This is a genomic window from Pseudarthrobacter lactosi, from assembly GCF_055412785.1.
The window spans coordinates 18315-45107 of the sequence record NZ_JBVAYS010000005.1 but is presented as its reverse complement, the minus strand read 5'-3'; the positions used below and the strand labels follow the sequence as shown (position 1 = coordinate 45107).

25 protein-coding genes are annotated in these 26793 nt (G+C 65.9%); 15 read left to right on the top strand and 10 right to left on the bottom strand.

The window, feature by feature from the left end; genetic code table 11:
* Positions 1-4 precede the first annotated feature (4 nt).
* Both ACZY0Q_RS18580 and ACZY0Q_RS18575 read left to right on the top strand, forming a co-directional pair.
* Entirely contained in the window at positions 5-1723 is a 1719-nt protein-coding gene (locus ACZY0Q_RS18580) for an ABC transporter family substrate-binding protein (protein ID WP_463919024.1), read from the top strand.
* A 143-nt stretch (positions 1724-1866) separates the two neighbouring features.
* On the top strand, positions 1867-2940 hold the full coding sequence (locus ACZY0Q_RS18575) for a Gfo/Idh/MocA family protein (RefSeq protein WP_463919022.1): 1074 nt from the start codon (positions 1867-1869) through the stop codon (positions 2938-2940).
* Between the two features lie 94 nt (positions 2941-3034).
* On the opposite strand, the gene ald is transcribed toward ACZY0Q_RS18575, so the two are convergent.
* Positions 3035-4153 (bottom strand): alanine dehydrogenase, encoded by a 1119-nt coding sequence (ald, locus tag ACZY0Q_RS18570; RefSeq protein WP_463919021.1) that lies wholly within the window; start codon positions 4151-4153, stop codon positions 3035-3037.
* Positions 4154-4386: 233 nt separating this feature from the next.
* Here ald and ACZY0Q_RS18565 point away from each other — a divergent pair, with 233 nt between their 5' ends.
* Positions 4387-5604: a PucR family transcriptional regulator gene (locus ACZY0Q_RS18565; RefSeq protein WP_463919019.1), complete on the top strand. Its 1218-nt coding sequence runs from the start codon at positions 4387-4389 to the stop codon at positions 5602-5604.
* Positions 5605-5664: 60 nt separating this feature from the next.
* Here the strand turns inward: ACZY0Q_RS18565 and ACZY0Q_RS18560 are convergent, their stop codons facing one another.
* On the bottom strand, positions 5665-6060 hold the full coding sequence (locus ACZY0Q_RS18560; protein WP_463919018.1) for a helix-turn-helix domain-containing protein: 396 nt from the start codon (positions 6058-6060) through the stop codon (positions 5665-5667).
* Positions 6061-6109: 49 nt separating this feature from the next.
* Between ACZY0Q_RS18560 and ACZY0Q_RS18555 the strand changes: the two genes are divergently transcribed.
* Entirely contained in the window at positions 6110-6895 is a 786-nt protein-coding gene (locus ACZY0Q_RS18555; protein WP_463919016.1) for an alpha/beta fold hydrolase, read from the top strand.
* Here ACZY0Q_RS18555 and ACZY0Q_RS18550 read toward each other — a convergent pair.
* Both ACZY0Q_RS18550 and ptsP read right to left on the bottom strand, forming a co-directional pair.
* Positions 6861-7139 (bottom strand): HPr family phosphocarrier protein, encoded by a 279-nt coding sequence (locus ACZY0Q_RS18550; protein ID WP_131135386.1) that lies wholly within the window; start codon positions 7137-7139, stop codon positions 6861-6863. The two genes, ACZY0Q_RS18555 and ACZY0Q_RS18550, sit on opposite strands and share 35 nt — an antisense overlap.
* 60 nt (positions 7140-7199) lie before the next feature.
* Positions 7200-8885 (bottom strand): phosphoenolpyruvate--protein phosphotransferase, encoded by a 1686-nt coding sequence (ptsP, locus tag ACZY0Q_RS18545; protein WP_463919014.1) that lies wholly within the window; start codon positions 8883-8885, stop codon positions 7200-7202.
* 161 nt (positions 8886-9046) lie between these two features.
* On the opposite strand from ptsP, the gene ACZY0Q_RS18540 reads away from it, so the two are divergent.
* From ACZY0Q_RS18540 to ACZY0Q_RS18525, 4 genes are all read left to right on the top strand, one after another.
* Positions 9047-9775, top strand: coding sequence for a TetR/AcrR family transcriptional regulator (locus tag ACZY0Q_RS18540; RefSeq protein ID WP_463919012.1), 729 nt, complete (start codon positions 9047-9049; stop codon positions 9773-9775).
* Positions 9776-9824: 49 nt separating this feature from the next.
* On the top strand, positions 9825-11852 hold the full coding sequence (locus tag ACZY0Q_RS18535; RefSeq protein WP_463919010.1) for a PTS mannitol transporter subunit IICBA: 2028 nt from the start codon (positions 9825-9827) through the stop codon (positions 11850-11852).
* Positions 11852-13015, top strand: a complete 1164-nt coding sequence (locus ACZY0Q_RS18530; protein WP_463919008.1) for a mannitol-1-phosphate 5-dehydrogenase — start codon at positions 11852-11854, stop codon at positions 13013-13015. The genes ACZY0Q_RS18535 and ACZY0Q_RS18530 overlap by 1 nt, the downstream gene beginning before the upstream one ends.
* 189 nt (positions 13016-13204) lie before the next feature.
* A complete protein-coding gene (locus ACZY0Q_RS18525) occupies positions 13205-13726 on the top strand; it encodes an N-acetyltransferase family protein (RefSeq protein ID WP_463919006.1) in 522 nt (173 codons plus the stop codon).
* Positions 13727-13736: 10 nt separating this feature from the next.
* On the opposite strand, the gene ACZY0Q_RS18520 is transcribed toward ACZY0Q_RS18525, so the two are convergent.
* The 3 genes from ACZY0Q_RS18520 to rraA all read right to left on the bottom strand — a co-directional run bounded on the left by ACZY0Q_RS18520 (position 13737) and on the right by rraA (position 17678).
* On the bottom strand, positions 13737-15176 hold the full coding sequence (locus ACZY0Q_RS18520; protein WP_463919004.1) for a sugar porter family MFS transporter: 1440 nt from the start codon (positions 15174-15176) through the stop codon (positions 13737-13739).
* A gap of 205 nt (positions 15177-15381) precedes the next feature.
* A complete protein-coding gene (locus ACZY0Q_RS18515; protein ID WP_463919002.1) occupies positions 15382-17043 on the bottom strand; it encodes an MDR family MFS transporter in 1662 nt (553 codons plus the stop codon).
* Between the two features lie 137 nt (positions 17044-17180).
* Positions 17181-17678 (bottom strand): ribonuclease E activity regulator RraA, encoded by a 498-nt coding sequence (gene rraA / locus ACZY0Q_RS18510; RefSeq protein WP_463919001.1) that lies wholly within the window; start codon positions 17676-17678, stop codon positions 17181-17183.
* Positions 17679-17818: 140 nt separating this feature from the next.
* On the opposite strand from rraA, the gene ACZY0Q_RS18505 reads away from it, so the two are divergent.
* From ACZY0Q_RS18505 to ACZY0Q_RS18480, 6 genes are all read left to right on the top strand, one after another.
* Positions 17819-19123, top strand: coding sequence for an MFS transporter (locus ACZY0Q_RS18505; protein WP_463918999.1), 1305 nt, complete (start codon positions 17819-17821; stop codon positions 19121-19123).
* Positions 19124-19225: 102 nt separating this feature from the next.
* The gene (locus tag ACZY0Q_RS18500) at positions 19226-19834 is read left to right on the top strand and encodes a TetR/AcrR family transcriptional regulator (RefSeq protein ID WP_463918997.1); all 609 of its coding nucleotides are present in this window, start codon (positions 19226-19228) and stop codon (positions 19832-19834) included.
* A 290-nt stretch (positions 19835-20124) separates the two neighbouring features.
* On the top strand, positions 20125-21324 hold the full coding sequence (locus ACZY0Q_RS18495) for an NAD(P)-dependent malic enzyme (protein WP_463918995.1): 1200 nt from the start codon (positions 20125-20127) through the stop codon (positions 21322-21324).
* A gap of 118 nt (positions 21325-21442) precedes the next feature.
* Positions 21443-21943, top strand: coding sequence for a DUF456 domain-containing protein (locus tag ACZY0Q_RS18490; RefSeq protein WP_463918993.1), 501 nt, complete (start codon positions 21443-21445; stop codon positions 21941-21943).
* A gap of 33 nt (positions 21944-21976) precedes the next feature.
* On the top strand, positions 21977-22942 hold the full coding sequence (locus tag ACZY0Q_RS18485) for a hypothetical protein (RefSeq protein ID WP_463918992.1): 966 nt from the start codon (positions 21977-21979) through the stop codon (positions 22940-22942).
* Between the two features lie 37 nt (positions 22943-22979).
* Positions 22980-23357, top strand: coding sequence for a YybH family protein (locus ACZY0Q_RS18480; protein ID WP_463918990.1), 378 nt, complete (start codon positions 22980-22982; stop codon positions 23355-23357).
* Here ACZY0Q_RS18480 and ACZY0Q_RS18475 read toward each other — a convergent pair.
* Complete coding sequence (locus ACZY0Q_RS18475; protein ID WP_463918988.1) at positions 23354-24007, bottom strand: LysE family translocator; 654 nt, start codon at positions 24005-24007, stop codon at positions 23354-23356. The two genes, ACZY0Q_RS18480 and ACZY0Q_RS18475, sit on opposite strands and share 4 nt — an antisense overlap.
* 105 nt (positions 24008-24112) lie before the next feature.
* Between ACZY0Q_RS18475 and ACZY0Q_RS18470 the strand changes: the two genes are divergently transcribed.
* Entirely contained in the window at positions 24113-24568 is a 456-nt protein-coding gene (locus ACZY0Q_RS18470; RefSeq protein ID WP_463918986.1) for an Lrp/AsnC family transcriptional regulator, read from the top strand.
* 41 nt (positions 24569-24609) lie between these two features.
* On the opposite strand, the gene ACZY0Q_RS18465 is transcribed toward ACZY0Q_RS18470, so the two are convergent.
* Positions 24610-25263, bottom strand: a complete 654-nt coding sequence (locus tag ACZY0Q_RS18465; protein WP_463918984.1) for a hypothetical protein — start codon at positions 25261-25263, stop codon at positions 24610-24612.
* Positions 25260-26747 (bottom strand): WXG100 family type VII secretion target, encoded by a 1488-nt coding sequence (locus ACZY0Q_RS18460; protein WP_463918983.1) that lies wholly within the window; start codon positions 26745-26747, stop codon positions 25260-25262. The genes ACZY0Q_RS18465 and ACZY0Q_RS18460 overlap by 4 nt, the downstream gene beginning before the upstream one ends.
* Between the last annotated feature and the right edge of the window lie 46 nt (positions 26748-26793).

The following is a 26793-nucleotide window of genomic DNA, read 5'->3' as shown; positions in this document are numbered from 1 at the left end:
AACCATGAGGAATCTGACCAAGATCGGCGGCGCAGCGGCCATTGCCGCAGCCTTGACGCTGACGGCCTGCGGCGGTGGAGGAACACCCACCGGACCGGAAACCGCTCAGGGGCAGGGGACAGGCAGCGACCTCGCCAAGCTCATCAGCATCAACGAGAAGCCGGCCGCTGACCTTGAGCCCGGCGGCAAGGTCACCTTGCCGCTCGGCAACATCGGGCCGGACTTCAACGGGTTCTCCAACAACGGCAACAGCGCGGACAACTCCGCCCTGCAGATCCCCATGAACCCGGTGGCCGTGAACAGCGGTGGCATCGGCGGCTGCTGGAAGGTCGACTTCGTCGGCAAGGCAACACCGAACAAGGACTTCTGCGAGTCCGTGGAGAGCAAGGTGGTGGACGGCAAGCAGACCGTCACCATCAAGATCAACCCCAAAGCCACCTACAACGACGGCACGCCGATCGACGTCAAGGCCTTCCAGAACACCTGGAACATCCTCAAGAGCCCGGATGCCGGCTACGACATCGTCAGCTCCGGAGCCTACGAGTTCGTTGAGTCGGTTGAGGCCGGCAGCAGCGACAAGGAAGTCATAGTCAAGACCACCCAGCCGGTCTACCCGCTGGATGCGCTCTTCTTCGGCCTGATCCACCCCGCCGTAAACACGCCGGAAATCTTCAACGAAGGCTTCAACGGCGAAATGCACCCCGAGTGGATGGCCGGACCGTTCAAGCTGGACCAGTACGACACCGCAGCCAAGACTGTGACGCTGGTTCCCAACGACAAGTGGTGGGGCACCAAGCCGGTCCTGGCAAACGTCGTCTTCCGCCAGCTTGAAACCAGCGCACAGATCGCTGCCTTCAAGAACGGCGAGATCGACGCCATGTCCGCCAACACCATCGCGCTGTACAAGCAGCTTGAAGGCACCAAGGACTCCGAGGTCCGCCGGGGCCAGCGCCTCTTCGCCGGTGGCATGAACATCAACGCCCAGAAGATCACCGACGTCGCCGTCCGCGAGGCCATCTTCGCCGCCGTTGACCGCGAAGCCCTCCGCAAGGTCCGCTTCAATGGCCTGAACTGGGAAGAGCCCAGCTCCGGCTCCATGATGGTCCTGCCGTTCTCGGACTACTACCAGGACAACTACCCGGTCAAGGAAACCGGCGCGGACGTTGCCAAGAAGGTCCTGACGGACGCCGGCTACGCGCCCAACGCAGCCGGAATCATGGAGAAGGACGGCAAGCCCGCCGCCTTCAAGATCAGCAACTTCGGTGACGACCCCACCACCCTTGCCTTCACCCAGACGCTGCAAAAGCAGCTCCAGGCCGGCGGCATGGATGTTGGCATTGACCAGCGAGCCTCTGCCGACTTCGGCAAGGTCATTGGCGGCCGCGACTTCGACATGAGCGTCTCCGGCTACACCGTTGGCCCGGATGCCACCGACGCCGTCAAGCAGTACTACGACTCCAAGACGAACGAAAACGGCCTGGGCGACGCCGAGCTGGACAAGAAGATCGCCGATCTTGCGTCCATCGAGGACAACGCCGAGCGCAACAAGGCAGCCATGGACGTTGAAAAGGAGCACATGGCCAAGTACTTCTCCATGGGTGTTGTGATGAACGGCCCGCAGATCTCCTTCGTCCGCACCGGCCTGGCCAACTACGGCCCGTCCCTCTTCCAGAGCCTCTCCCAGGTTCCGGACTGGTCCACCCTGGGCTGGATCAAAAAGTAACACCCTCCCTGCAACGCTCTCTCACTTAACGCAGGGTTTTCGCCAACGCTCTCTCACTTCCGGCAGGTCATCCGCGGGGAAGTGAGAGAGCGTTTGGCTTTAACTCAGATTAACTGCGAGAGCGTTGGGGTACGGTTTTGCTTATGACCGGGACTGAAGCTGAACGCACTATCCGCACCGCCGTCGTCGGCTATGGACTCTCAGGGAGTGTTTTCCACGCGCCGCTCATCGCAGCGGATCCCCGCTACTCGCTGAGCGTCATCGCCACGTCCGACGCCGGCAGGCAGGCTGCCGCGACGCAGCGGTACCCGGGGGTCAAAACAGTGCCCGACGGCGACGCTGTCCTTGCGCTGGCCGGTGACCTTGACCTTGTGGTGCTGGGGACCCCGCCGGCCACCCACTTTCCGCTGGCGAAGGCTGCCCTTGAGGCTGGGCTCGATGTTGTGGTGGACAAGCCTTTCGCCGTCAGCAGTGCCGAGGGGCAGGAGCTGATCGCCTTCGCGGAGCGGCTGGGCCGGGTACTCACCGTTTTTCAGAACCGGCGCTGGGACGGCGATTTCCTCACGGTCCGGAAGCTGCTGGCCGGCCAATCCCTGGGCAGCGTGACCCGCTTTGAATCCAGTTTCGAACGCTGGTCCCCGGACATCTCCAAGGCATGGAAAGCCAGCGCCACGGCAGCGGATGGCGGTGGCGTGCTGTTCGACCTCGGAACGCACCTCATCGACCAGGCGCTTTTGCTGTTCGGACCGGCCGCCGTGGCCCACGCGGAACTGCAGGCGCGGCGTCCGCACGAGAAGGTGGACGATGACGTTTTCCTGGTGCTCAACCACGAGTCCGGGGTGACCAGCCACCTGAGCATGAACATGCTTTGCGCCCAGCAGGGCCCGCGGTTCCGCATCCTCGGATCCACAGGCGCCTTCACCAAGCACGGGATCGACCCGCAGGAACCGTACATTGTTGCCGGCGGCGGTCCGCTGGACGCGGAATACGGGGTTGAGGCGCCGGAATGGGCAGGATCCCTGGGCCGCGACGGCCACCTCGATCCGCTGCCCACGGAACGAGGCGCCTACCCCGAGTTCTACCGGCTCCTGTCAGCCAAGATCGACGACGGCGGCACCGCCTCCCCGAGACCGCTCCCAGTAGACCCAGCAGACGCCGTCGAGGTCCTAAAAATAATAGAAAAGGCACGCGAACTGGCCGCTGCACAGGTTCGTTAACGGCCAAAAACGGAGGCCATCCGGAAGCGTGCGTCAGAGCGACGAAGGAGCAGCACGCGGGGATGGTCTCCGTTTTTGGACGGAACCAAGAGGACTATGCAGAGACCAGCTCGTGCCAGTCCGCTACGAGGGGCAGGTCGTGTGCCTCGGAGACGGAGTGGTGTGCCACGTGGCCGCCGGCGATGTTGAGGCCGGCGGCGAGGGCCGGGTCCCGGTCAAAGGCGGCCCGGACGCCCAGGTTGGCCAGGGCCACGGCGTAGCGCAGGGTGACGTTGGTCAGCGCGTAGGTGGACGTGTTGGGGACGGCGCCGGGCATGTTGGCCACGCAGTAGAAGATCGTGTTGTGGACCTTGTACGTGGGTTCCTGGTGCGTGGTGGGGTGCGTGTCCTCGAAGCAGCCGCCCTGGTCCACGGCGATGTCCACGAGCACGGAGCCGGGCTTCATGCGGGCTACGAGTTCGTTGGTGACCAGCTTGGGGGCCTTGGCGCCGGGGATCAGGACGGAGCCGATGACCAGGTCGGCGTCCACCACTGACTTTTCGATCTCGTACTTGTTGGAGGCGACAGTCTTGAGCCGGCCCTGGTACTGGGCGTCGAGTTCGCGGAGACGGTTGATGTTGATGTCGAGGATGGTGACGTCGGCGCCCAGGCCCAGGGCCATCGCGGCGGCGTTGGTGCCGGCGACGCCGGCGCCGAGGACAACCACCTTTGCCGGGCGGACACCCGGTACGCCGCCCAGGAGGACACCTTTGCCGCCGGCGGGTGCCATCAGGGAGGTGGCGCCTACCTGCACGGACAGTCGGCCTGCGACCTCGGACATGGGGGCCAGCAGCGGCAGGGTGCGGCCTTCCTGCACGGTCTCGTAGGCGATCGCGGTGACGCCGGAGTTGATGAGTTCCTGCGTGAGCTCGGGCTCGGCGGCGAGGTGAAGGTAGGTGAAGAGGATCATGCCCTTGCGGAAGCGGTGGTACTCGGCCTTGATGGGTTCCTTGACCTTCATGACCATGTCGGCCCGGCCCCAGACGTCATCGGCCTCGGCAACGATTTCGGCGCCGGCGATCGCGTATTCCTCGTCCGTGATCCCTGAACCCAGGCCTGCGCCGCGCTCCACCAGGACCGTGTGGCCGTGGGTGCGGAACTCGTGGACGCCAGCAGCGGTGATGGCGACGCGGAATTCGTTGTTCTTGATCTCTTTGGGGACACCGATGATCATTTGTGGCTCCATATTCTCAGGCCGGGTGGGCCCGAAATTGCGGGGGAAGTTGTGATTCCAGAATAAATCCGGTTGTGACCCAACTGACAGGAAAGTGGCGTCCGGGGCATACACAATCCGCGTCATTGCGGGAATTTTTGGTTTCACAGGTCGACAAATGTTCAGCGTGAGGGCGTCAGGTGTCGCCTGCTGTTCGTTCGCCCGGATAACCGCCGGGGCAGTAGTGTTGCCCCATGCAGCAGGACGTGGAGCAACTCGTGGAACAGGTGGCGCAAAAGCTTGGGCGGGGACTGTCGCTGGAGGACCTGGACGGCCTGCTGCTCGCCTACAGCTCCAACCAGTCCCATGCGGACCGGGTCCGGGTGAACTTCCTGTTGAGCAAGCGGGTCCCGGCCGATGTCAGCGCCTGGCAGCTTTCGCACGGCATCGCCACGGCGGTCCGGCCGGTGGCGATTCCCGCGAACCAGGACCTGGGCATGCTGGGCCGGGTTTGTGTTCCGTTGATGGTGCGAGGTTTCCGGGTCGGCTATCTCTGGGTGCAGCAGGACTCGGCAGAGGAAAATCCGGCCGCGATCCTCTCCCAGTTGCCGGACGTGGCCCCGGAGATCGAGCTCCTTTCCGCCCTGCTGCTGGACTCCAACACCGCCGAATCGGAGTTCCGGCGGGGCCGCGAACGCGAGTTCCTGGCCGCCTGCACCGGCGAGGCCAACGCGGTAGCCGCCGTGGCAGGCTGGAAGGAAATCCAGGGCAAGGGGCCGTGGCAGATGGTCACAGTGCTCGACGCCGATGGCTGGGCCGGCGGGCCGGACCCCATTGCATCCATGCTGATCCACCGGTCAGCCGCCCTGCAGGCCACGGTGGGAGTGGACGTGGCGCTCTTCAGCGCAGGCACGGAAACCCATTCTGTGGTGCTGTTCCGTGAGTCGGTGGGCCGGGCCAACCATGCCCAGGTGCTTGTCCACTACCAGCTGGAGCTGGCCAAACGTTCGGGCCGCCCGGTGCACCGCATCATCCTGGGCATCAGCGAGGGTTTCGCCAAGCCACGCGAGCTTGCCGAGGCATACCGGCAGTCCCGGATGGCGGCGCAGGCGGCGGCTGTGGACCCCCAGCTGGGCGAGCTGGTGGACTGCCGTGCCGCCGGGGTGTACCAGCTGCTGGCTTCGGCAGGTGGGGGAGCCGGCGCCTGGGCTGACTCCGGGTCGGTTTATGTGCGGATGCTGGAGGACCACGACCGCAATGATGAGCTTCTCCCGGTTCTGGAGCTCATCTATGACAACGACGGTTCGGTCCAGGACGTGGCCACCAAACTCCATCTGCACCGCAGCAGCATCTACAACCGGCTGGGCCGCATCCGGCAGCTCCTGGGCGTGGACCCACTGAAGGGGATGCCCCGGCTGGAACTCCACGCGGCACTGAAGATGCGGCGCTGGGCGTCGCGCCCACGGATCTAACGCGCCCGGAGGCGCCCCACCCCGGCAGCACTCCACCCCCGGAGCCAGCGCACCCCCGAGCTAGGGCTGCGCTGGCTTCTCCTGCTGATCCAGCTTCTTCTGCCGGTCCAGCCACGCCATGACGGCCGCCAGCCTGATCCGGCGGTGCGTGCCGCGATATTCCACGGGGATCTCACCGCGATCGGTCATGTTGCGCAGATACGTGTGGGAAATCCCGGCGAGTTCGGCCGCCTGGGAGGTGGTGAGCATCTCCTCCACGCTGCTGACGGTCACTGCTTCGCCGCGGCTGAACCGGCTCAGGAGATCTACGACGGCGTCCCTTGCCTCAGGCGTCAGCCGGTGGACCGTGCCGTCCACAAAAACGGTAATGTCGTTGCCGCCCTCAAGAGCCCGCTGCAGTTTTCCTGCGTCGTCGGGCGGCAGGCCGCCAGTCATCCGGGGAGCTATCAGTGCCATGCCATCAGCCTAACCCTGTACCTCCGGGCGGCGGCGGTAAGCTCGCGGGATGAAACTCAGTGACGGCGAGGACATTGAGTCCGGCGGGCTGGCCGGCAGGCTGTACCGCTCCGTGGCGCCGGCTAGCGATGTGCAGCGGCCCACCTATGTCCTGCTCCACGGGATCGGCGTTTCCCACCGCTACTTCGTGCGGCTGCACCGGGAGCTGGCCCTCACAGCCGACGTCTACTCCTTTGACCTCCCGGGGTTTGGCGACGCGCCCAGGCCCCGGCGCCAGGTTCCGGTGGGGGAGTATGCGGCGTTCGTCCGGGCAGCGCTGAATGCGGCCGGTGTGACATCCTGCGTGGTGATCGGGCATTCCATGGGTACCCAGCATGCCGTTGAACTCGCCCTGCAGGAGCCGGAGCTTGTGGACGCCGTTGTGCTGATGGGTCCGGTGGTGGACCCCCGCCGCAGGTCGGTGGCGCGGCAGGCGCTGGCGTTGACCCGCGACGCCATGTTCAGCGAGAGCCCGTCGGCGAATGCCATCGTCTTCGCGGACTATTTCCGGGCGGGCCCGCGCTGGTACCTCACCGAGCTGCCGGTGATGATGCAGTATCCCCTTGAGGCCAGGATCCGTGGAATCAGCCAGCCGCTGTTGGTGCTGCGGGGCGGCCAGGACCCGGTGGCCGGCCGCGACTGGTGCCGGCGGCTGGCTTCCCAGGTCCCGAAGGGCAGCGTGTCGGAAATTCCGGGCCATGGCCACGTTTTCCAGCACACCGCCCCGGGACCGGCGGCCGCCGCGATCACCAGCTGGGCCCCTATTCGGCGTCGAGGTCCGTTTCCAGGAGCTTGACCAGCGAATCCAGCGCTGCGTCGGCGCCGTCACCTTCCGCCCGGAGCACCACAACATCGCCCTTGGCGGCACCCAGGGTCATCAGCGACAGGATGCTTGACGCGTCCAGTGCCTCATCGGCAGGTTCGCCCTGCATGGCAATGGTGACCTCCACTCCCACGTCCCCCGCGGCTTCGGCAAACAGCGCGGCGGGGCGGGCGTGCAGGCCGGAGCGGCTGGCGATGGTGGCGATGCGTTCGGGCATTGTTCCTCCTGGTGGATGCGTCGTGGTGGTTTGGTAAGGCGGGCGGGCAGCGGAAGCCGGTCAGAGGCCGAGTTCTTCAAGGACGGGCAGTTTTTCCCGCACCCAGGCCTTGGCTTCGGTGGCGCTGGGCGCTGACAGTGCCAGCTTGGCCAGCTGCTGCGCTTCGGCCAGGGTGACGGTCTTCAGTACCGCTGCCACAGCGGCCAGGGACCGCGCGGTCATGGACAGTGTGTTGACGCCCAGCCCGGTAAGTACGACGGCGAGGGCCGGGTCAGCGGCCGCCTCACCGCAGACGCCCACGGGTTTGTTGTTGCCTTCCGCGCGGGAGCCTTCCACGGTCAGACCCACCAGGCGCAGCACTGCAGGCTGCCACGGGGTGTTCAGCCCGGCGAGCGGGCCGAGCTGGCGGTCCGCGGCCATGGCGTACTGGGTGAGGTCGTTGGTGCCCAGGCTCGCGAAGCCCACCTCGCGCAGGATGGCCTCGGCGGTAAGTGCGGCGGAGGGGACTTCCACCATCACGCCAGGTGTCTTGATGCCGGCGTCGGCGCACATGGAGGCGAAGCGGGCCGCCTCTTCCGCCGTCGAGATCATTGGGGCCATGACCCACACATCCGCTTCGGACTGCTTCTCGGCCAGGGCGATGGCTTCCAGCTGGCGGTCCAGCACGCCCGGTGTGGTGAAGTCCGTACGGTAGCCGCGGACGCCCAGGGCCGGGTTGGGCTCCGTGGAGTCGGTCAGGAACGGCAGCGGCTTGTCGGCGCCGGCGTCCAGCGTACGGAGAACCACTTTCTTTCCCGGGAACGCATCAAAAACACTCTTGTAGGCCGCGGCCTGCTCCTCCACGCTGGGCTCGGAGTCCCGTTCCAGGAAGCAGAATTCGGTGCGGAAAAGGCCCACGCCCTGGGCGCCCAGCTTGGCGGCCGCCTCGGCGTCCTTGCCGCCGCCAACATTGGCGAGCAGCGGCACCAGGTGCCCGTCCGCCGTCGTGCCCGTTCCACTGAACTCGGCCAGCAGGGAAGCCGTGGCCGCCCACGCTTCGGCTGCGGCACGCAGCGAGTCGTCGGGATCGGCGCTGATGCTGCCTGCCGCGCCGTCAACGTAGACTTCCGTGCCGTCGGCAAGTTCGTCCACCCCGACGGCAGCCACAACGGCCGGGAGGCCAAGCGAACGCGCAATGATGGCCGTGTGGGACTGCGGGCCACCGCCAGCGGTAACGAGTGCCAGGACTTTGTTCGGGTCCAAGGTTGCGGTGTCGGCCGGTGCCAGGTCCTCCGCCACCAGCACGAACGGCGTGCCGGAGGAGGGGATGCCGGGCGCGGGCACGCCGCGGAGCGCAGCCACAATCCGGGCGCGGACGTCCAGGACATCAGTGGCGCGTTCGGCCATGTAGCCGCCCAGGTTATGGAGCATCTCCGCGACGGAGGAACCGGATTCCCAGATGGCGCGCTCGCTCGAGAGGCCGCGGGCAATGAGCTTGGCCGCACCCTTGATCAGCATGGTGTCCTTGGCCATCAGCGCGGTGGCCTCCAGGACCGCCTTGCCGTCTCCGGTGGCGTGCGCGGCCCGGGCCTTCAGTTCGTCGTGGACGGACTGTGAAGCCGCCTTGAGCCCGGCCGTGGCGTCTTCGGCGGACGTACCGGCCGCCAGCTGCTCGCCTGCGGGGGGTTCGCTGATCGGTTTGGGCATCTGCCGGATGGTTCCGATGATGCGGCCGGGGCTGACGCCAACTCCTGGGAAGGTCTGCACTGAAGGTCCTCATTCTCTGCCGGTAGCCAGGCCCGCCTAGGTTGATCCCGGCGCCATGCCGGGGCCGCCGCGACCACTATGTGCGAGGGCGGAAACGTGCCTGAAAAAATTGTATGTGATTCAGTTCATATAGCAATGCTATAGGTGATAGGGTAGCGGCTATGAGTTTGGATGGCCAGCTTCCTCCCAAAATGCGCCTGTTGCGTGCAGCGGCCGAATTGCTGGCAAAATCCGCCGGAGCGTCCGTCTCCACCCGCCAGATCACGCAGCTGGCAGGGGTTACAGCGCCCACGTTGTACCACCACTTCGGTGACAAGGAAGGTCTTTTCGACGCCGTCGTCGCCGCAGGTTTTGAAGAGTATGTTGCGGGCGAGAGGGACTTCGCCCCGTCCGGAAATCCGCTGGAAGACGTCCGGCGGATGTGGGATAACCACGTCCAGTTCGGGCTCAAGCAGCCGGAACTGTACCTGGTGATGTTCGGCAATATCCGCCCGGAAAGCCGCCCCGCCATCGTCGCCGATGCCGAGGCGCTGATGGAGGAGATGCTGAACAAGGCTGCGGCAGCGGGCCAGCTGAACGTCCAGCCGCGCGAAGCAGCCAGGTCCATCCTGGCCGCGAACGTGGGTGTGACCCTGATGCTGATTGCGGAACCCGCCGCCGAACGGAACCTCGAACTGTCCATCATGACCCGGGACGCCATGATCTTTGCGGTGTCTGCGGCACAAGCCGAAGGGGCCTCGCCGGAAGATTCCGGCAAGTCCTCGGTGGTGGTGGCAGCGATTGCCCTGAACGCCGCACTTCAGGCTTCGCACTCAGACCAGCTTTCAAGCTCGGAACTCAAACTGTTCCTCGAATGGCTTCACCGAATCTCCACCAGCACGTCGTCGTAAGTATCGGACCCATCCTGCGCTGCAGCAGGAATGACGGTTAGGAAAGCACATGGCAACAGAGACAGTTGCGAAACCCCGCACCAGCGTGCGGGTCGGCGTCCAGAAGTTCGGGACGTTCCTGTCCGGCATGATCATGCCCAACATCGGCGCGTTCATCGCGTGGGGGCTCATCACCGCACTCTTCATTGAGAAGGGCTGGATCCCGGTCCCGGCCTTGGGCGGCTTCGGCACCAACGCCGAAGGAGCCCCCAATGTGGGCCTGGTTGGCCCCATGATCACCTACCTGCTGCCGCTCCTGATCGCCTACACCGGCGGCCGGATGGTCTACGACGTCCGCGGCGGCGTGGTGGGAGCCATCGGCACCATGGGCGTCATTGTGGGCGCCGGCATCCCGATGTTCATCGGCGCCATGATCATGGGCCCCCTCGGCGGCTGGACCATGAAGAAGATCGACCTCCTGTGGGAGGGCAAGATCCGCCCGGGCTTCGAGATGCTGGTCAACAACTTCTCGGCCGGTATCTGGGGCGCGCTGCTGGCAATGCTGGGCTTCTACGGTATCTCCCCGCTGGTTCAGGCCTTCAGCACCGGCGCCGGCAACGTGGTCCAGTTCCTGGTCAACAACGGCCTGCTGCCGCTGACCAGCATTTTCATCGAGCCCGCCAAGGTTCTCTTCCTGAATAACGCCATCAATCACGGCGTCCTCACCCCGCTGGGCATCCAGCAGTCGCTGGAGCAGGGCAAGTCCATCCTGTTCCTGCTTGAAGCCAACCCCGGTCCCGGCATGGGCATCCTGCTGGCCTACATGTTCTTCGGGAAAGGCCTCGCCAAGGGTTCGGCCTCCGGTGCAGCGATCATCCACTTCCTCGGCGGTATCCACGAAATCTACTTCCCTTACGTCCTGATGCGCCCGCTGCTGATCCTGGCCGCGATCGCCGGCGGCATGACGGGTATCGCAACTATGGCCATCACCGGCTCCGGACTCGTTGCTCCCGCGGCGCCTGGTTCGATCATCGCCGTGCTCGCCCAGACCTCCCGTGACAGCTACGTCGGCGTGATCCTCGCGGTAGTGCTCGCCACCACGGTTTCGTTCCTGGTGGCCTCGGTGATCCTGAAGACCACCAAGCACAGCGACGAGGTGGACCTGAGTGATGCCACGTCCAAGATGGAAGCCATGAAGGGCAAAAAGAGCTCCGTGTCCTCCATGCTGACCGGCGGCGGTGCAGGCGTGGGCACCGCTGTCCTCGCCGGCCCCATCAAGAACATCGTGTTCGCGTGCGACGCCGGCATGGGCTCCAGTGCCATGGGCGCCTCGGTGCTGCGCAACAAGATCAAGGCGGCTGGGTTCCCGGACGTCAAGGTCACCAATGCCGCGATCGCCAACCTCAGTGACACCTACGACGTGGTGATCACCCACCAGGACCTGACCGAACGAGCCAAGCCCGTCACCTCCAGCGCCGCGCATTACTCCGTGGATAACTTCATGAACAGCCCGCGGTACGACGAGATCGTGGAGCTGGTCAGGGAGCACAACACCGAAGGCGCAACGCCCGACGCCGGTGCTGCCGCCGCCGGCGCTGCGGTAGCCGGCCACGGCGCGCACGTTGCCAGTGATCCGGTGGATGCGGCACCCGCCGCAGTCGCGCCGTCGGACATCCTCGTGGCCGACAGCGTCATCCTCAACGGCACCGCCACCACCCGCGATGCCGCCATCGACGAAGCCGGCCGGCTCCTCCTGGCCCGCGGCGCCGTGGACGAGGGCTACCTCGCGGCCATGCACGAGCGCGAGGAATCCGTGTCCACCTACATGGGCAGTTTCCTGGCCATCCCGCACGGCACCAACGCTGCCAAGGGCCACATCCTGAAGTCCGCGGTGTCCGTGATCCGCTACCCGGACGGCATCGACTGGAACGGCAAGCAGGTCAAGTTCGTGGTGGGCGTGGCCGGCATCAACAACGAGCACCTCCACATCCTGTCCTCCATCGCGAAGGTCTTCACCAACAAGGCCCAGGTGGCGCAGCTGGAAGCGGCCACGTCCGTTGAGGAAGTCCTGGAGCTGTTCGGAAAGGTGAACGCATAGTGAAGGCGGTACATTTCGGAGCCGGGAACATCGGCCGCGGCTTTGTGGGGCTGCTGCTGCACCAGGCCGGTTATGAGGTGGTGTTCGCGGATGTCGCGGACGCGCTCATCGACCAGCTGGCGGCAGCAGACAGCTACGACGTCCACGAGGTGGGGGAGAACCCCACCGTCCGGACGGTGGACAACTTCCGCGCGTTCAACTCCGGCACGCAGGAAGCGGAACTCGTGCGGGAAATCGCGACGGCGGATATCGTCACCACCGCCGTGGGCCCGCACATCCTGAAGTTCGTGGCGCCCGCCATCACCAAGGGCATCGCGGCGCGGGCTGCTGGTCTGGCACCGCTGCAGGTCATGGCCTGCGAGAACGCCATCAACGCCACGGACATCCTGCGGGCCGAAGTGGCCGGACTCTGGGACGACGCCGCCGGCTCCCTGGACGCCTTGGCGCTGTTTGCGAACACCGCGGTGGACCGGATTGTGCCCAACCAGGCGCCCGGGCAGGGCCTGGACGTCACTGTGGAGACGTTCTACGAATGGGTCATTGACCGGTCGGCGTTTGGCGATGCGGCGCCGGTCATCCCGGGCGCAACATTTGTGGACGAGCTCTCGCCCTACATTGAGCGGAAGCTCTTCACCGTGAACACCGGGCACGCCTCCGCAGCGTACTTCGGGTTCGTGGCAGGCCTGGAGAAACTTTCTGACGCCATGGCCGACCAGGACGTCGCGGAAGACGTCCGCGCGGTCCTGGAGGAGACCAAGCAGCTCCTCGTTGCCAAGCACGGCTTCAACAACGACGAGCAGGAAGCCTACGTCCAGAAGATCCTGGTCCGGTTCTCCAACCCGCACCTGCCGGACACCGTGAACCGGGTGGGCCGCGCCCCGATGCGCAAGCTCAGCCGGCACGAACGGTTCATCGGCCCCGCGGCTGAACTGGCCGAACGCGGGATCGTGCCCGAGGCGCTCCTGGGTGCCATCGCCGCGGCCCTGCGCTTCGCCGACCCCGCCGACGCCGAGGCCGCCGAGCTCGCGCAGATTCTGGCTTCGTCGTCGCCTGCCGACGCCACGGCCAGGATCACGGGGTTGGCTCCGGAGCACCCGTTGTTCGACGCCGTCTCCACGCTGGTGGAAGAACGCCAGGCGGAAGGGGCCAAGGCCCCGGCCTGACGCTCTCTCACTTAAAGCGGGTTTTTCGGAAACCCTCTCGCAGATCCTGCGGGTATTTCCGGAACCCTCTCGCAATCACGACGCCGGCACTCACCCGAGTGCCGGCGTCGTGCGTTGTAGCCTCCTGACCCGGGGCGGGAAGTCTCGGCGTCGCGCGGTGGGGCCTGGCGGCTGTGGAATGCTGGGGAGATGACCACGAACCCGGGCGCCTTGACCCCCTTGCTGACTGCCGACGTAGACGGCGGGACCTTCCGCCTCAGGCACGCCGTGGCCGCGGACCTGCCCGCCGTCGTGGCACTGCTGGCCGACGATGCCTTGGGCGCCGCCCGCGAACTGGGCCAGGACATGGCGCCGTACGAGAGGGCTTTCGAAGCGATCGACGCCGACCCGTCCCATGTGCTCGTGGTGGGGGAGCAGGTGCCGCCCGGCGCAGACTCCGGCCCCGTCGTGGCCACTTTCCAGCTGAGTTTCCTGCCCGGCATCTCGCGGCAGGGCGCCTGGCGCTCGCAGATTGAGGCGGTCCGCGTGGCGGACAGCCTTCGCGGCAATGGCTTGGGACACCTGATGGTGGGGTGGGCCATCGACGAATCCAGGCGCCGCGGCTGCACGCTGATGCAGCTGACCACCCACAAGACCCGGACGGCCGCCCACCGCTTCTACGAACGGCTCGGCTTCGACGCCAGCCATGAGGGCATGAAGCTCACACTCTGACCCCGGGGCGTTATGCCTTCTTGGAGCCCTTGGGCACAAACAGCGTCTCGGCCTGTTCCAGGGACATGCCGTTGGTCTCGGGCACCTTGAACATCACAAAGAAGAACGAGGCCGCCGCGAACAGCGCGTACATGGCATAGGTCAGGGGCAGGGAAGCGGCGGCCATCACGGGGAAGCTCAGCGTGATGGCAAAGTTGGCCACCCACTGCGCGGCCGCGGCCAGGCCCAGGGCGCGGGCACGGATCCGGGAAGGGAAGATCTCGCCAAGGAGGACCCAGACCAGCGGGCCCCAGGACGCGCCGAAGCTGACCACAAACACGTTGGCCGCCACGAGGGCCACCGGACCCCAGGCGCCCGGCAGGGAGATCTCTTCGCCGGATCCGACGGCCGCGGAGAACGCCAGCGCCATGGTGCCCAGTGAAACCGCCATGCCGATGGAACCGGCCAGGAGAATGGGCCGGCGGCCGATCCGGTCCACCAGCGCGATGGCCACCAGCGTGACCAGGATGTTGGTGATGGAGGTTGCCACCGAGATGGTGAGCGAGTCCTTCTCCTGGAAACCAACGGCCTTCCACAGCGTGGTGGAGTAGTAGAAGATCACGTTGATGCCAACGAACTGCTGCAGGACGGAGAGGACGATGCCCACCCAGACCACTGCCTGCAGGCCGAAGGTCTTGCCGCGGAGCGAGCCCTTCTGGCCGGACAGCTTGTCCTCTTCGATGGCGTCCTGGATCTCGCGGATGTGCCGGTCCGTGTCCTCGGCCGGGGCGATGGAGTCGAAGACCTTCCGGGCTTCGTCTTCCTTGCCCTGGAACACCAGGAACCGCGGGGATTCCGGGAGCGTGTAGGCGATCCAGCCGTACACCACGGCGGGAACCGCTGCGGCGAGGAACATCCAGCGCCAGGCTTCCAGGCCCAGCCAGAACGCCTGGTCCGCGCCGCCGGCGGTGGTGGCGAAGAGCGCGTCGGACAGGAGTGCGGCGAAAATACCGGTGGTGATGGCAAGTTGCTGCAGCGAGGCCAGCCGGCCACGGACCTGCCGCGGCGAAATTTCGGAAATGTAGGCCGGGGCGATCACTGAGGCCAGGCCGATGCCCAGGCCTCCCACCAGGCGCCAGAAGATCAGGTCCCAGACGCCGAAGGCGAACCCGGTTCCGACGGCGCTGACCAGGAACAGCACCGCGCCCAGCTTCATGGCGGGGATGCGGCCGTAGCGGTCGGCGACTTTTCCGGCGAGGAACGCACCGGCGGCGCAGCCCAACAGGGCGACGGCCACGGCGAAGCCGGTCACGGCCTCGGACAGCGCGAACTCATCCTTGATGGCATCCACTGCACCGTTCACCACGGACGAGTCGAAGCCGAACAGGAACCCGCCCACCGCGCCTGCGAGCGCCAGCCAGATCACCCGCTGCGGGATCTTGGCGGTTGTCTGCTCCTTGGCGGTGGGCATGATGCTCCCTGGGTTTGGGGGTGGGTAAATGCGGGTGCGGACGTCGTCGGCTGCGGTACCGGCTCAGAGGCCGGTGCACACGCGCTAAACAGTGTGGCACGTCACCGCCCGCGGTTCCACTCAGGAACTCTTGCCCTGCGAAACAGGCAGACGACGACGGCGGGGTGCGCCGCCGTCGTCGTCTACCTGTTTCAGGGGAGGCGGCTTAGTGGGCCGGCACCGCAGCTGCATCTCCCCGCGGGGCTACTTTCGGGTCCGTCAGCTTCTTGTTCGGCAGTGCGAAGCTGATCAGGAACGCGATCCCGGTGAGGACGGCCGCGGTGATCATCACAGTGTCGATCGCGTACGCGAACCCCTCGGTGATGGGCCGGGTGAGCACACTGTTGGCGGAGTGGAGCCAGCTGGTGTCGTTGAGCGATTCGTTCGACGCCCCGTTCTGGAAGAACTCGTAGAGCTTGGCGTTCGCGGGGTCCGCGGCCACGGCCGGGTCGCGCAGCACGGCCTGGTAGTCGGCACTGGACATGGCGGACTTCATCGTGTCGGCGATCCTGCTCGCGGCCAGGCTGAACAGCATGGAGATGAACACGGCCGTGCCCACGGCGCCGCCCATTGAGCGGAAGAACGCGGCGGAGGACGTGCCCACACCCATGTCCTTCGGAGGCACGGAGACCTGCATGGCCAGCGTGAGCGGCTGCATGCAGAAACCCAGGCCCATGCCAAAGAACACGGCGATTACGCCGGGAACCCACAGCCCCGTGTCCACTCCCAGGGTCAGGCCCATGGTCACGGCGGCGGCGGTGAGGATGCCCGTACCAACGATGGGGAAGATCCGGTACGTGCCCGACGCCGAAATGGTGCGGCCCGCGGTGATGGAGCCGGTCAGGATGCCCAGCGTGAAGGTGATCATCATCAGGCCGGCCTCGGTGGGTGTGAGTCCCTTGACCAGCTGCAGGTACATGGGCAGCATGGCGATGGCGCCGAACATGCCGATGCCGATGATGAAGTTCAGCAGCGAGGACAGGCCAAAAGTAGCGTTCCGGAAGAGCCGCAGCGGGATCAGGGCGTAGTCCCCGGCGCGCTTTTCAGCCAGCAGGAACCAGATGATGCCCACCGCGCCCAAGCCGTAGCAAAGGAACGAGTTCAGCGATGTGAAGCCCCAGCTGCGGCCCTGTTCCGCCACAAGCAGCAGCGGGACGATGGCGAGCGTGATGGCGGCCGCGCCGAAGTAGTCGATCTTCTGCTTTACGTGCTTGGCAGGCAGGTGCAGGAACATAAACACCACGGCCAGGGCCGCCAGGCCGATGGGCAGGTTGATGAAGAAGACCCAGCGCCAGCCGTCAAAACCCAGGATGTTGGCCGACCCTGCGAACGCGCCGCCCACCACCGGGCCGAGCACGGAGGAGATGCCGAATACCGACATAAAGTAGCCCTGGTACTTGGCCCGGTCCTTGAGGGACACGATGTCCCCGATGATGGTCAGCGCGAGGGCCAGCAGGCCGCCGGCGCCCAGGCCCTGGACGCCGCGGGCGATGGCCAGTTCCGTCATGGAGTGCACTGAGCCGGCGTAGAGCGAGCCGACCAGGAAAATGACGATGGCGATCAGGTACAGCGGACGGCGGCCGAAAATGTCGCTCAGCTTGCCGTACAGCGGAGTGCTGACGGTTGAGGTGATGAGGTAGGCGGTGGTGGCCCACGCCTGGAGGGACAGCCCGTCGAGGTCGTTGGCGATGGTGTAGATGGAGGTGGACACGATGGTCTGGTCCAGGGATGCCAGGAACATGCCCAGCATCAGCCCCACCATCACGGTGACGATCTGACGCTGTGTCAGGGTTTCGCCGGCGGCACGCACAGCGGTTGTTTTGGACATGGCTTCTCCAGGAAAGATTTTAGGGATCACGCTCGATAGTTGCTTTCAGTAACTATGTTAGTTCCCGTTTCATTCCCGCTGCCAGATATTTCTTCCGCAGCCGCAGCCGCCCCACCCCCCACAGCCGGGGACCTCGATCAGCGCTCCACGAGGATGCCGTCCGGATCGCACCAGACCGTGACGCCGGGACGGAAGGTCACGCCGTCGAGCACTACATCCACATCAACCTCACCGGCGCCGGCTTTGGCGCTCTTGCGCGGGTTGCTGCCGAGCGCCTTGACGCCAAGATCAAGTTGGGCAATCGCCTCACGGTCGCGGATGGCGCCGTTGATTACGACGCCGGCCCAGCCGTTCGCCACGGCGCTCTCGGCGATCATGTCCCCCATCAGGGCGGTGCCCAGCGAACCGCCGCCGTCCACCACCAGCACGGCGCCGTTGCCGGGGGTGGCCAGCGTGGACTTGACCAGGGCGTTGTCCTGGAAGCAACGGATGGTCCGCACCGGGCCGCTGAAGTGTGAACGGCCGCCGAGTGACTGGAACTGAAGTGATACGGACGCCAGTTCCTCGCCGCGCTCGTCGTACAGATCGGCGGTGTTGACGGGGTTGGTGGTGTTGCCTGCAGCAGATGCGGTCATTGGATCTCCAGGTATTCAGTGTTGGGGTGGGCTGCGCGCTGTCCATAGCCGCACAAGCCATGCTCCGTATGACAAGCGGGGCGATGAAGCCCACGATAGTCTGATTTTCAGAATCACCAACCGTTCCAGGGGGAACCAGCATGAGCCTGTCCGATACACCCGCAGCACCGGATCCCAGCGCTGCGGCGGTTCCCGGAGCGGGCCGGGAAAGCTCGACGGCGGCGCTCGCGGAGCCGACGCAAAAGGTCACCGCGCGCTGGGTCACCGGGCTGGTGCTGGTCAACGTCGGCATTAACGCCGCCTTCTTCGGTCCCCTCAACATTTTTATCGGCCAGCAGGCCATCGGCATTGACGAGGCCAACAAGGAAGCCATCCTGACCCTCGTAACAATGTGTGGCGCCGCCGTGTCCCTGGTGGCCAATCCGCTGTTCGGTGCACTGTCAGACCGGACGGTCTCAGGCTTCGGCCGGCGTGCGCCCTGGGTCCTGGCCGGCGCCGTCCTGGCAACCGCCGCCTTGCTGGCGATGTCCGGTGCTACTGCTGTTGCCCTGATGGTCCTGTTCTGGTGCCTGGTCCAGCTGGGCGCCAACGCCGCCTACGCCGCCATCACCGCCGCCGTCCCGGACCGGGTGCCGGTGCTGCAGCGCGGTGGCGTGGGCGGCCTGGCCGCGCTGGGCCAGACGGGGGGCGTCTTCCTCGGCGCGGTCTTCGGGGCGGTGGTCTCGGGAAACTTCATGGTGGGGTACACCATGTGTGCGGCCGCCCTGCTGTTCTCCGTGGTGCCGTATCTCTTGCACCGGAATGATCCGCCGCTGCCCAGGGAGCTCCGGCCGCCGTTCTCGTGGGGCAGCTTCCTGCGCGGCTTCTGGATCAGCCCGGCCCGCCACCCGGACTTTGCATGGGCCTGGCTCACCCGCTTCCTGGTCAACGTCTGCAACCAGATGACCATTGTCTACCTGCTCTTTTTCCTCCGGGACGTCCTCAAGCACGAGGACCCGGCCCTGGGGGTTCTGACCTTGACCGGCATTTACGCGGTGATGGTGATGATTACTGCGGTGATAGCGGGGCCGTGGAGCGACCGGCTGGGCCGGCGGAAGCCGTTTGTGATCGGGTCCTCGGCCATCATTGCCGCGGCGGGACTGACAATGGCCTTCTTCCCGGTGTGGACCGGCGCCCTCATTGGAGCCGGCATCCTGGGCGTAGGGTTCGGCGCTTACCTTGCCGTTGACTTCGCGCTGCTGACCCAGGTCCTGCCACTGGCCGCAGACAGGGGCAAGGACATGGGCATCATCAACGTGGCGAACTCCTTGCCGCAGGTGTTCGCGCCCGTCCTCGCATTCCTCGCCGTGACGTACCTCGGCGGGTACGTCACGTTGTTCACCACGGCGGCCGTCATCGGCCTGCTGGGTGCCGTGTTCGTGGTCAAAATCAAGGGGGTCGACTGACTCCGGCATTTGACCGTGCCGTATAGTTGAGGCGGACTGCAGGCCCACGGGATGAGGACTCTCCCTGCCGCTGCACCATAAGAACACAACCCCGGAATCCTGATGCCCGAGACACTTTCAGCCCATCCGTCCATGGCCGCCCGGCCCTCCACCCCGCGCCAGCGGCTGCGGTACACGCGCGTCCTTGAATCTGCCGCAGGGTTTGCCCGCAAGGGGCTGGAGTCCGTGGACCTCGCGGAAATTTCAGAAAAGTCCGGCGTGCCGCTGGGAACCGTCTACCGCTATTTCCCCACGGCCAACCACCTGATGCTCTCCCTCTACCGCCAGCAGCTGGACGAACTTCAGGGCCGGGCCCGCACGTCAGCGGCCAGCTTCGGCGGCAAGGCCCTCACCGGCGTGGTCATGGAGATCTTCCATATGCGGGTGATGCAGCCGGCGGTCGAGCAGTGCCTGAGCCGCTGCGTCTACCTCAAGGACAGGGACACCACCGCACTCCTGCATGAAATCGACGCGCTGAGCGAAACGGCGGTGGCCACCGCCTCCGACGACGCCGTAGCGGCCCGGGTGCTCCTGCTGACCGTCACTGGTCTGGTCCAGTCCGTCCGCAACCGCCGGCTTTCGTTGTTTGAGGCCGAAGAGGACCTCAAAAAGGCCTGCACGCTGCTCGCTCCGGTGGCTGCCGGTGCCCGGGCCGCCCACCGATCGGCGTAACCGGTCTAGACCAGCAGGCCAATAAAGACGTCTTTATGCCGTGACGTGGGTCACAAATATGCCCGATTAAACGATTTAGCATGCACGTTTACGCCGCGGCTGCACTTTTTTGCCCGCCGGCGGTGCTTAGTATTGCAGGACCGGAGTGGCTGACAACCCGCATCTGCAGGGCTTCACACCGGGCCCGCCACCTCTGGGCCCACGAAGCGCCGAATTAGACCACCTTGAGCCTCCCTGTGCTTGAGCCTTTCTGCGCCGTGCGCCCACGGCTAGCCCCAGGAGACAACGACGTGTCCATTGACGTAATCGCACCGACAGACAATTCAGCAGCTGCTGCCCTGACCGAGGCCGAGATCTTCGACGCCCACCAGGGCGGGAAGCTTTCGGTGACCAGCACGGTCCCGCTGTCCAATAAGCGCGACCTGTCCATCGCCTACACCCCCGGGGTCGCCGAGGTCAGCCGCGCCATCCACAACAACCCGGAACTCGCCAAGACCCTCACCTGGGCGCAGCGCCTGGTGGTAGTGGTCAGCGACGGCACCGCGGTGCTGGGCCTGGGCAACATCGGGGCCGCCGCCTCACTGCCCGTGATGGAGGGCAAGTCCGCCCTGTTCAAGACCTTCGGCGAGCTGGATTCAATTCCCCTGGTCCTGAACACCACGGACGTTGACGAGATCGTGGAAACCCTGGTCCGTCTCCGCCCCAGCTTCGGCGCGGTCAACCTCGAGGACATCTCGGCCCCGCGTTGCTTCGAACTCGAAGAGAAGCTCATCGAAGCCCTGGACTGCCCGGTCATGCACGATGACCAGCACGGCACCGCCGTGGTGGCCCTCGCCGCCCTGACGAACGCCGCCAAGGTCACCGGCCGCGAACTGGCAGACCTCCGCGTGGTGGTTTCCGGCGCCGGAGCCGCAGGCATCGCCGTCGCCGAAATCCTGCTCGCCGCCGGCATCACGGATGTTGTCCTGCTCGACTCCAAGGGCGTCATCAACCGGGAGCGGGCCGACATCGCCGCAGACCCGCAGAGCAAAAAGTCCCAGATGGCACAGCGCAGCAACCCGCGCGGCGTCACGGGCGGGCCGGGAGAAGCGCTGCTTGGCGCTGACGTGTTCATCGGGGTTTCCTCCTCGAAGCTGGACGAGGCGCACCTGAAGCTGATGAACGCTGACTCGATCGTGTTCGCTCTCTCCAACCCGGACCCCGAAGTCCTGCCCGAGGTGGCCGCCAAGTACGCCGCCGTGGTGGCCACCGGCCGCAGCGATTTCCCCAACCAGATCAACAACGTCCTGGCCTTCCCCGGAATCTTCCGCGGTGCGCTGGACGCCGGTGCCCGCCGGATCACGCCTGCCATGAAGCTTGCTGCAGCACGGGCCATCGCCGAACTCGCGGAAGCTGACCTTTCCGTTGACTACATCGTGCCCAGCCCGCTTGATCCGCGTGTCGCCCCGGCCGTGACGGCCGCGGTCGCCGCCGCCGTGGAAGCCGAGTAGCCTCCGCAGCCACACCCTGACCCAACGCCCGACGGCGGTGCCTCCCCGCGCAGGGGACGCGCCGCCGTCGGGCGTTAAACGGCGAAGGTGACCGGCGTGCCGCCCTAAACTGGGGCTCATGAACTCCGAAACCGTGGTGAGCATCCTGTGCGGCCTGGCCATCCTGGTGGGGGTGGCGGGCACCATCATCCCCATCCTGCCCGGCAGCTTCCTGATCGGGCTCAGCCTGCTGGCGTGGGCCATCTGGGGCGGTGCCGGAACCGCCGGCTGGGTGGTCTTCGCGGTGGGAATGGTGTTTGTGCTTGCCGGAATGGCTGCCAGTGCGGTCCTGACCGGACGGAAGCTCAGGCAGCACAGCATCCCCAACCGCAGCGTGGTGATCGGCCTGGCGGCGGGTGTGGCCGGCATGTTCATCATCCCGGTGGTGGGCCTCTTTGTGGGGTTCGCCGTGGGCCTGCTGCTCAGCGAATTCCTCCGTACCCGGAACTTTGGCACGGCAACGTCCACCAGCTGGGCTGCCCTGAAGGCTACCGGTCTGGGCATGCTGGTGGAGTTCGGGCTGGCGTGCCTGGCGGCCAGCACCTGGGTGATCGGGCTCTGGGTCGCCGCCGCCACGTAGGGCTCGCGCAGGCCCGCCACGTAGCATGGAGGGATGACCGCGGGGGATGCCAGAGGACCGATTTACCGGGACGCCCGGGACCTGACGCCGTTCGGGAACGTGCAGTTCCAAACGCCCGTCCGGGAACTCGCGGGCAGCGTGGGCGGGCTGATTCATGGTGTGCTGGGCGGCCGGGACGCGGCGCTGATCGCCGTGGACGGCGAGGTCCCCAGGCTCAGGCGGATGCCCGGCAAAGCGGCAAAGGCCGTGCACGAGGCCATCTTCACCAGCAGGGAACCCGAGCGGCTCATCGCCGCGGGCCGGGCCTATCCGGGTTGGGCCGGGCTCTGCTCCGTTATGGCGGGCCTCCTGGCGTACCAGCACGGCGGGTACCTACGCGCGTCCGAACTCCTCCAGCGGGGCCTGTTCATCAGGAACGACGACGACGCCAACCAGTATGCGGCCACGTACCTCACGCGGGTGGTCACCCGGGTGGAGGTTGCCGAGCGCATCGAAGTCCCTGTGCTGTTCAGCCAGGAGTCGGTCTTCCTGGCCCTGTCGCACTCATTGCGGGAGACGGGCCAGCTGGAAGCCGCGCTGCAGACGGCGGCCGGGCTGCCGCCGTCGTTGCCTTCAGCGCTGGCACGCTGCGCGCTGGCGTTCGCGCTGGGACGCGACAAGGAAGTGGTGATCTGGACGGAGGGGCTGCTGAACTCCGATGACCTCTCGGCGGCGTTGCTGCTGTTCCGGGGGCGGGCGCTGCGGCGGCTCGGCGCCCACGGACAAGCGCACGACGCGCTGAAGGAGGTCCTCCGCCGTCGGAAGACAGACGTGGTGCTCCGCAACGATGCCCTCACCGACCGTGCCCTGCTGGTGCTGGACAACGGCCGCAAGTCCCTTAACCCGCGGGACTGGCTCCGCGGCCGGCCGGCGGAGCTGGAGACATTCGAAGTCATTCGCAAGGACGTTGACGAGCGCCGGCTCTGGGAGCAGGAGTGGGAAAACCTGGACGGGAAATAGGCTTGTGGTGCCCCCGGCCCCGGAGTACAACGGAGGCATGAGCGACGCACTCCGGTCCTGGATGGAAAAGTACATCGCGGCGTGGACCACCAACAACCCGGAGGACATCCGGGCCCTGTTCACCGAGGAAGCCGTGTACGCCACCCGGCCGCACGATGCCGATGCGTGGCGGGGGCGCGAGCAGATCGTGGAAGGCTGGCTGGAGGCGGCGGACGACCCCGGGAAGTGGACCTTCGACTGGACGCTGCTGGGGGCGGACAGCGGGCTGGGGACCGACGGCGAGCTGGCCTTCGTGCAGGGTTTCACGGACTACCTCGGTGACGGCCCCAGCTACGACAACCTCTGGGTCATCCGCCTTGAGCCGGACGGGCGGGCCGCGGAGTTCACGGAATGGTTTATGGAGCGCAAAACCTAGGCTTGCTGCGTGAGCCCGGCAACCAGCGGAACCAGCTGCTCTGCGAGGAGGGCAACGCCCAAGGCGACCATGATGATGCCGCTGGCCAGTGTGACCGTCCGCGCAGCGCCGGGCCGGGACTGCAGGAGCTTGCGCGCCAGCAGCGCCACACACGTATAGACGGTCCCGGCCAGCAGGACAAATGTCAGGCCCAGCAGGCCGGACTGCACGGGGACAGGGAGTGAGGCCTCCGGGCTGACGAACTGCGGCACCAGCGCCACAAAGAACAGCAGCCCCTTGGGGTTGATGCCGCTGGTGCCTATGCCCTGCAGAAAGGTGCGGAGCTGGTTTGCGGGCTTCCCGACGGCGCCTGCCGCGCTGAAGGAGGCGCCGCGCCAGGAGCGGAGGGTGCTGACGCCCAGCCACAGCAGGTAGCCCGCGCCGGCCACCGTAAGCCAGCCCAGGACGCCCGGCAGGCCGGACAGCAGGGCCGCCAGGCCTGCCACCATCAGCAGCGTATGCAGGACATAGCCGCCGCAAAGTCCGGCGACGGCCGGGACAAAGCTGCGCTGCCGCAGACCGGCCGTGATGGAATACGCCCAGTCCACGCCGGGGGTGCAGGCGAGGGCGACGGCCACCAGCACAAAGGCGACAAACAACTGGGGATTCATGGCGGGCTCCTGTCCGATTAGGTACAGGACAAACCTTATGAAGTATCCGGCCATAAGTGCTTACCATTTTCGCCGCCTGCGGCCTGGTTTTGGTAAGATTTTTGCGTGATTGACCATATTGATAGGAATATCTTGCGCCATCTCAAAGAGGATGGCCGGATGACTGCCACGGCGCTGGCCGCGAAGGTCGGGCTCACGGTGGCGCCATGCCACCGGAGGCTCCGGGACCTGGAGACATCGGGCGTGATCCGCGGCTATAAGGCGGACATCGATCCGGCCGCCGTCGGGCTGGGTTTCGAGGCCATTGTGTTTGTCACTTTGCGCCAGGTGGACCGCTCCACCATGGAGATCTTCGAGAACCGGGTGGCGGACAACCCCAACATCGTGGAGGCGCAGCGGCTCTTCGGCTCTCCGGACTACCTGCTGAAAGTCATCGCCGAGGACCTGCCGGCCTACCAGCGCTTCTACGATGCCGAGCTCACGTCACTGCCCGGGGTTGAGCGGCTGACGTCCACGCTGGTGATGAAGAACCTGAAGTCCAATGCAGGGCCGCCGGTGTAGCGCGCGTCCTCGTCGCGCCGGCGGTCCCCATGCCCTTCTGCCTAGGCCGCAGGGCTGACATGGACGATGATCACCTGGGTTTCCTTGGTCCCGTCGTAGCGGAGGTCGTAGTTCACTTCCAGCCCCGTGTCCGTCCCCGAGGTGATGGAGAAGTCGCTCTTTCGTTCCGGGTCCCGCTGGGCGCCGGCGATCCAGCGCTCGGCGGAGTCGGCGTCGACCCCGTACCGCTCCACGCCGTCCCGGATGAGCTCAAAATACTCGTCTGGGGAGTTGGCGGTGAGGAAGTAAGTGACCTCGCTGAAGTCCGGCCGTTTGTCAGTGGTGTTGAATCGGATCCGGTCCGTTTCCCCACTGATCTCGCCGCTCGGGGCAACGATGGTGAATTTGATCTTTCCCGAGTCCCGGGTGTTGATTTCGGGCCCGTAGCTGTCTTCGGTGACCCGTACAGCAGCCTTTTCCAGCCGTCCCGAGCTCATGTCCAGTCGTGCGGTCTTGGACTCCCGGATGGCGGCCACTCCGGCGGCGTCGAGGGTGGAGAATTCCGAGGTGCTCATGGTGCTCCCTTGAGAGGTCGGTTCGGTGGCGGTGCCGCTGATCTGGCAGCCGGCCAGGGCGAGGCAAGCGGACAGTGCAAGAAGTACGACGGCGGCCTGCCGCCTCAGGCGCGAAACTGGGGTTGCGCTGGTGGGGGTCACTGGTGCACCTCCGCGCCGAAGCCATCCACAAAGCGGTCCATGATGCCGGGGATATTGTTAATTGGTCTGTACTGGTCCACGCGGTCGTTGAAGTCGGAGGCGATGATCTGCTCAGCCCGTGCGGGATCCGTCGCAAGGAGGTCCTGGTAGGCCGGAAGGGTGTCCTGCCTGATGAGTTCCCAGCGCTGGTCGGCGTTGGAGATGTTCCCGTCCGGGAAGCCGGTGGTGAAGTCCGTACGGAACTGGGTGGGGTTGTCCCAGTTGGTGAACGGCACGTTTTCCGGCCCGGGGCTCTCCACGCTGAAGCTGTACGGGAAGACCTCCGGGTAGCTCTTCGCCCCGGGAATGGACGGCTCGCCGGCCAGCGTGACCAGGTACGTCACGGCTTCCCCGCCAGGGTGGTTGCGCATGTTGTCGTAGTCGTCCGCGATGATCTCGTTCTGTTCGCGGTAGAGCAGGGAGGTGTTTCCCTCCTGGACCCGTTCGGGGTCGCCGGAATCGATGTTGGCCCAGGCCTCGGCAGTTTTGGAATCAATGGCGCCGGAGTCCTGCAGCCGGTTGATCTCGTCGATTCCGCCGTTCATGTAGGCCTCGTGCTGGCGGGCCTGGTCGAGGAAGATCTCCTTGTTCATGTCCAGCATGCTGGTTTCGTAGTAACGGATCTCCGCGTCGGTCATCCCGGCGAGCTGTTCGATCTCGTCAAGGATGGGAAGCGGGACGTCCGAGGCCGGATTGTCCGCGATCTGCTGCGCAAGGTCCCGCAGCATGGCCATGTCCTTGAACCCGCCCGCGAAGGATGGGCCGATCATGTTGGCCATCCCGGCCCACTGCAGGTCCGGATTGGACAAGTAGGCCTGGCCGTAAAAGTCGTAAACCTTTTTTATGGTCTCCCAGTTGTGTTCCGTGCCCTTGGACGTGTCCCAGCTGGAAGGGTCGATGCCCATGTCCAGCATGGCCTGGTTGTTCCAATAGGAATTGAGGAAATCCGCGTATTCTTCGGAGTTCTTCTCGATCAGGCCGGAGTCTGCGGCGGCGTCCATGGCGGCTTTGGCACCCTCAGGGTTGTCCAGGGCCCATTGCCTGAATTCGTCGCTGCTGAGATATTCCTGGCGTTCTTCAGGAGTCATGCCGTTCAAGCGGTCAGTCAGATCCTGGGCGGCGCCTTCATCCGAACCGCTGCCCCCGGGGCCGCTGCCGCCAGAACCGCCACCGCCGCTATTGCTGGTCTTTTCCTGCTCGTCCGCATTGGCTAGCAGCGACTTGGAGGCCGACTCAAGCCCGGCTGTTGCCGACTTCAGCAGCTTCAGATGCGATGACGTCCAGTCACTGCGGAAGCGCTGGGCGTCGTGCCCCTTCCAGGTGCCTGTGCCGATGACGCTGGTGAGCTGCTGGCCGAGCAGGTTCAGCCTGGTGGCGCCGCCTGCCAGGTCCTTGGCGAGCTGCCGCAACTGGGCGACGTCGCCGCCGTAAAAGTTCCCCGCCATGTTTCCCCCTGAATGGATTCCCGTGCCAGCCTAGCTGCGATGCGCC

Excerpts from the sequence above, each read along its gene's own strand:
- ACZY0Q_RS18580 (WP_463919024.1), top strand. The coding sequence starts at position 5 with ATGAGGAATCTGACCAAGATCGGCGGCGCAGCGGCCATTGCCGCAGCC.
- ACZY0Q_RS18575 (WP_463919022.1), top strand. The coding sequence starts at position 1,867 with ATGACCGGGACTGAAGCTGAACGCACTATCCGCACCGCCGTCGTCGGC.
- ald (WP_463919021.1), bottom strand. The coding sequence starts at position 4,153 with ATGATCATCGGTGTCCCCAAAGAGATCAAGAACAACGAATTCCGCGTC.
- ACZY0Q_RS18565 (WP_463919019.1), top strand. The coding sequence starts at position 4,387 with ATGCAGCAGGACGTGGAGCAACTCGTGGAACAGGTGGCGCAAAAGCTT.
- ACZY0Q_RS18560 (WP_463919018.1), bottom strand. The coding sequence starts at position 6,060 with ATGGCACTGATAGCTCCCCGGATGACTGGCGGCCTGCCGCCCGACGAC.
- ACZY0Q_RS18555 (WP_463919016.1), top strand. The coding sequence starts at position 6,110 with ATGAAACTCAGTGACGGCGAGGACATTGAGTCCGGCGGGCTGGCCGGC.
- ACZY0Q_RS18550 (WP_131135386.1), bottom strand. The coding sequence starts at position 7,139 with ATGCCCGAACGCATCGCCACCATCGCCAGCCGCTCCGGCCTGCACGCC.
- ACZY0Q_RS18540 (WP_463919012.1), top strand. The coding sequence starts at position 9,047 with ATGAGTTTGGATGGCCAGCTTCCTCCCAAAATGCGCCTGTTGCGTGCA.
- ACZY0Q_RS18535 (WP_463919010.1), top strand. The coding sequence starts at position 9,825 with ATGGCAACAGAGACAGTTGCGAAACCCCGCACCAGCGTGCGGGTCGGC.
- ACZY0Q_RS18525 (WP_463919006.1), top strand. The coding sequence starts at position 13,205 with ATGACCACGAACCCGGGCGCCTTGACCCCCTTGCTGACTGCCGACGTA.
- ACZY0Q_RS18520 (WP_463919004.1), bottom strand. The coding sequence starts at position 15,176 with ATGCCCACCGCCAAGGAGCAGACAACCGCCAAGATCCCGCAGCGGGTG.
- ACZY0Q_RS18515 (WP_463919002.1), bottom strand. The coding sequence starts at position 17,043 with ATGTCCAAAACAACCGCTGTGCGTGCCGCCGGCGAAACCCTGACACAG.
- rraA (WP_463919001.1), bottom strand. The coding sequence starts at position 17,678 with ATGACCGCATCTGCTGCAGGCAACACCACCAACCCCGTCAACACCGCC.
- ACZY0Q_RS18505 (WP_463918999.1), top strand. The coding sequence starts at position 17,819 with ATGAGCCTGTCCGATACACCCGCAGCACCGGATCCCAGCGCTGCGGCG.
- ACZY0Q_RS18500 (WP_463918997.1), top strand. The coding sequence starts at position 19,226 with ATGCCCGAGACACTTTCAGCCCATCCGTCCATGGCCGCCCGGCCCTCC.
- ACZY0Q_RS18490 (WP_463918993.1), top strand. The coding sequence starts at position 21,443 with ATGAACTCCGAAACCGTGGTGAGCATCCTGTGCGGCCTGGCCATCCTG.
- ACZY0Q_RS18485 (WP_463918992.1), top strand. The coding sequence starts at position 21,977 with ATGACCGCGGGGGATGCCAGAGGACCGATTTACCGGGACGCCCGGGAC.
- ACZY0Q_RS18480 (WP_463918990.1), top strand. The coding sequence starts at position 22,980 with ATGAGCGACGCACTCCGGTCCTGGATGGAAAAGTACATCGCGGCGTGG.
- ACZY0Q_RS18475 (WP_463918988.1), bottom strand. The coding sequence starts at position 24,007 with ATGAATCCCCAGTTGTTTGTCGCCTTTGTGCTGGTGGCCGTCGCCCTC.
- ACZY0Q_RS18460 (WP_463918983.1), bottom strand. The coding sequence starts at position 26,747 with ATGGCGGGGAACTTTTACGGCGGCGACGTCGCCCAGTTGCGGCAGCTC.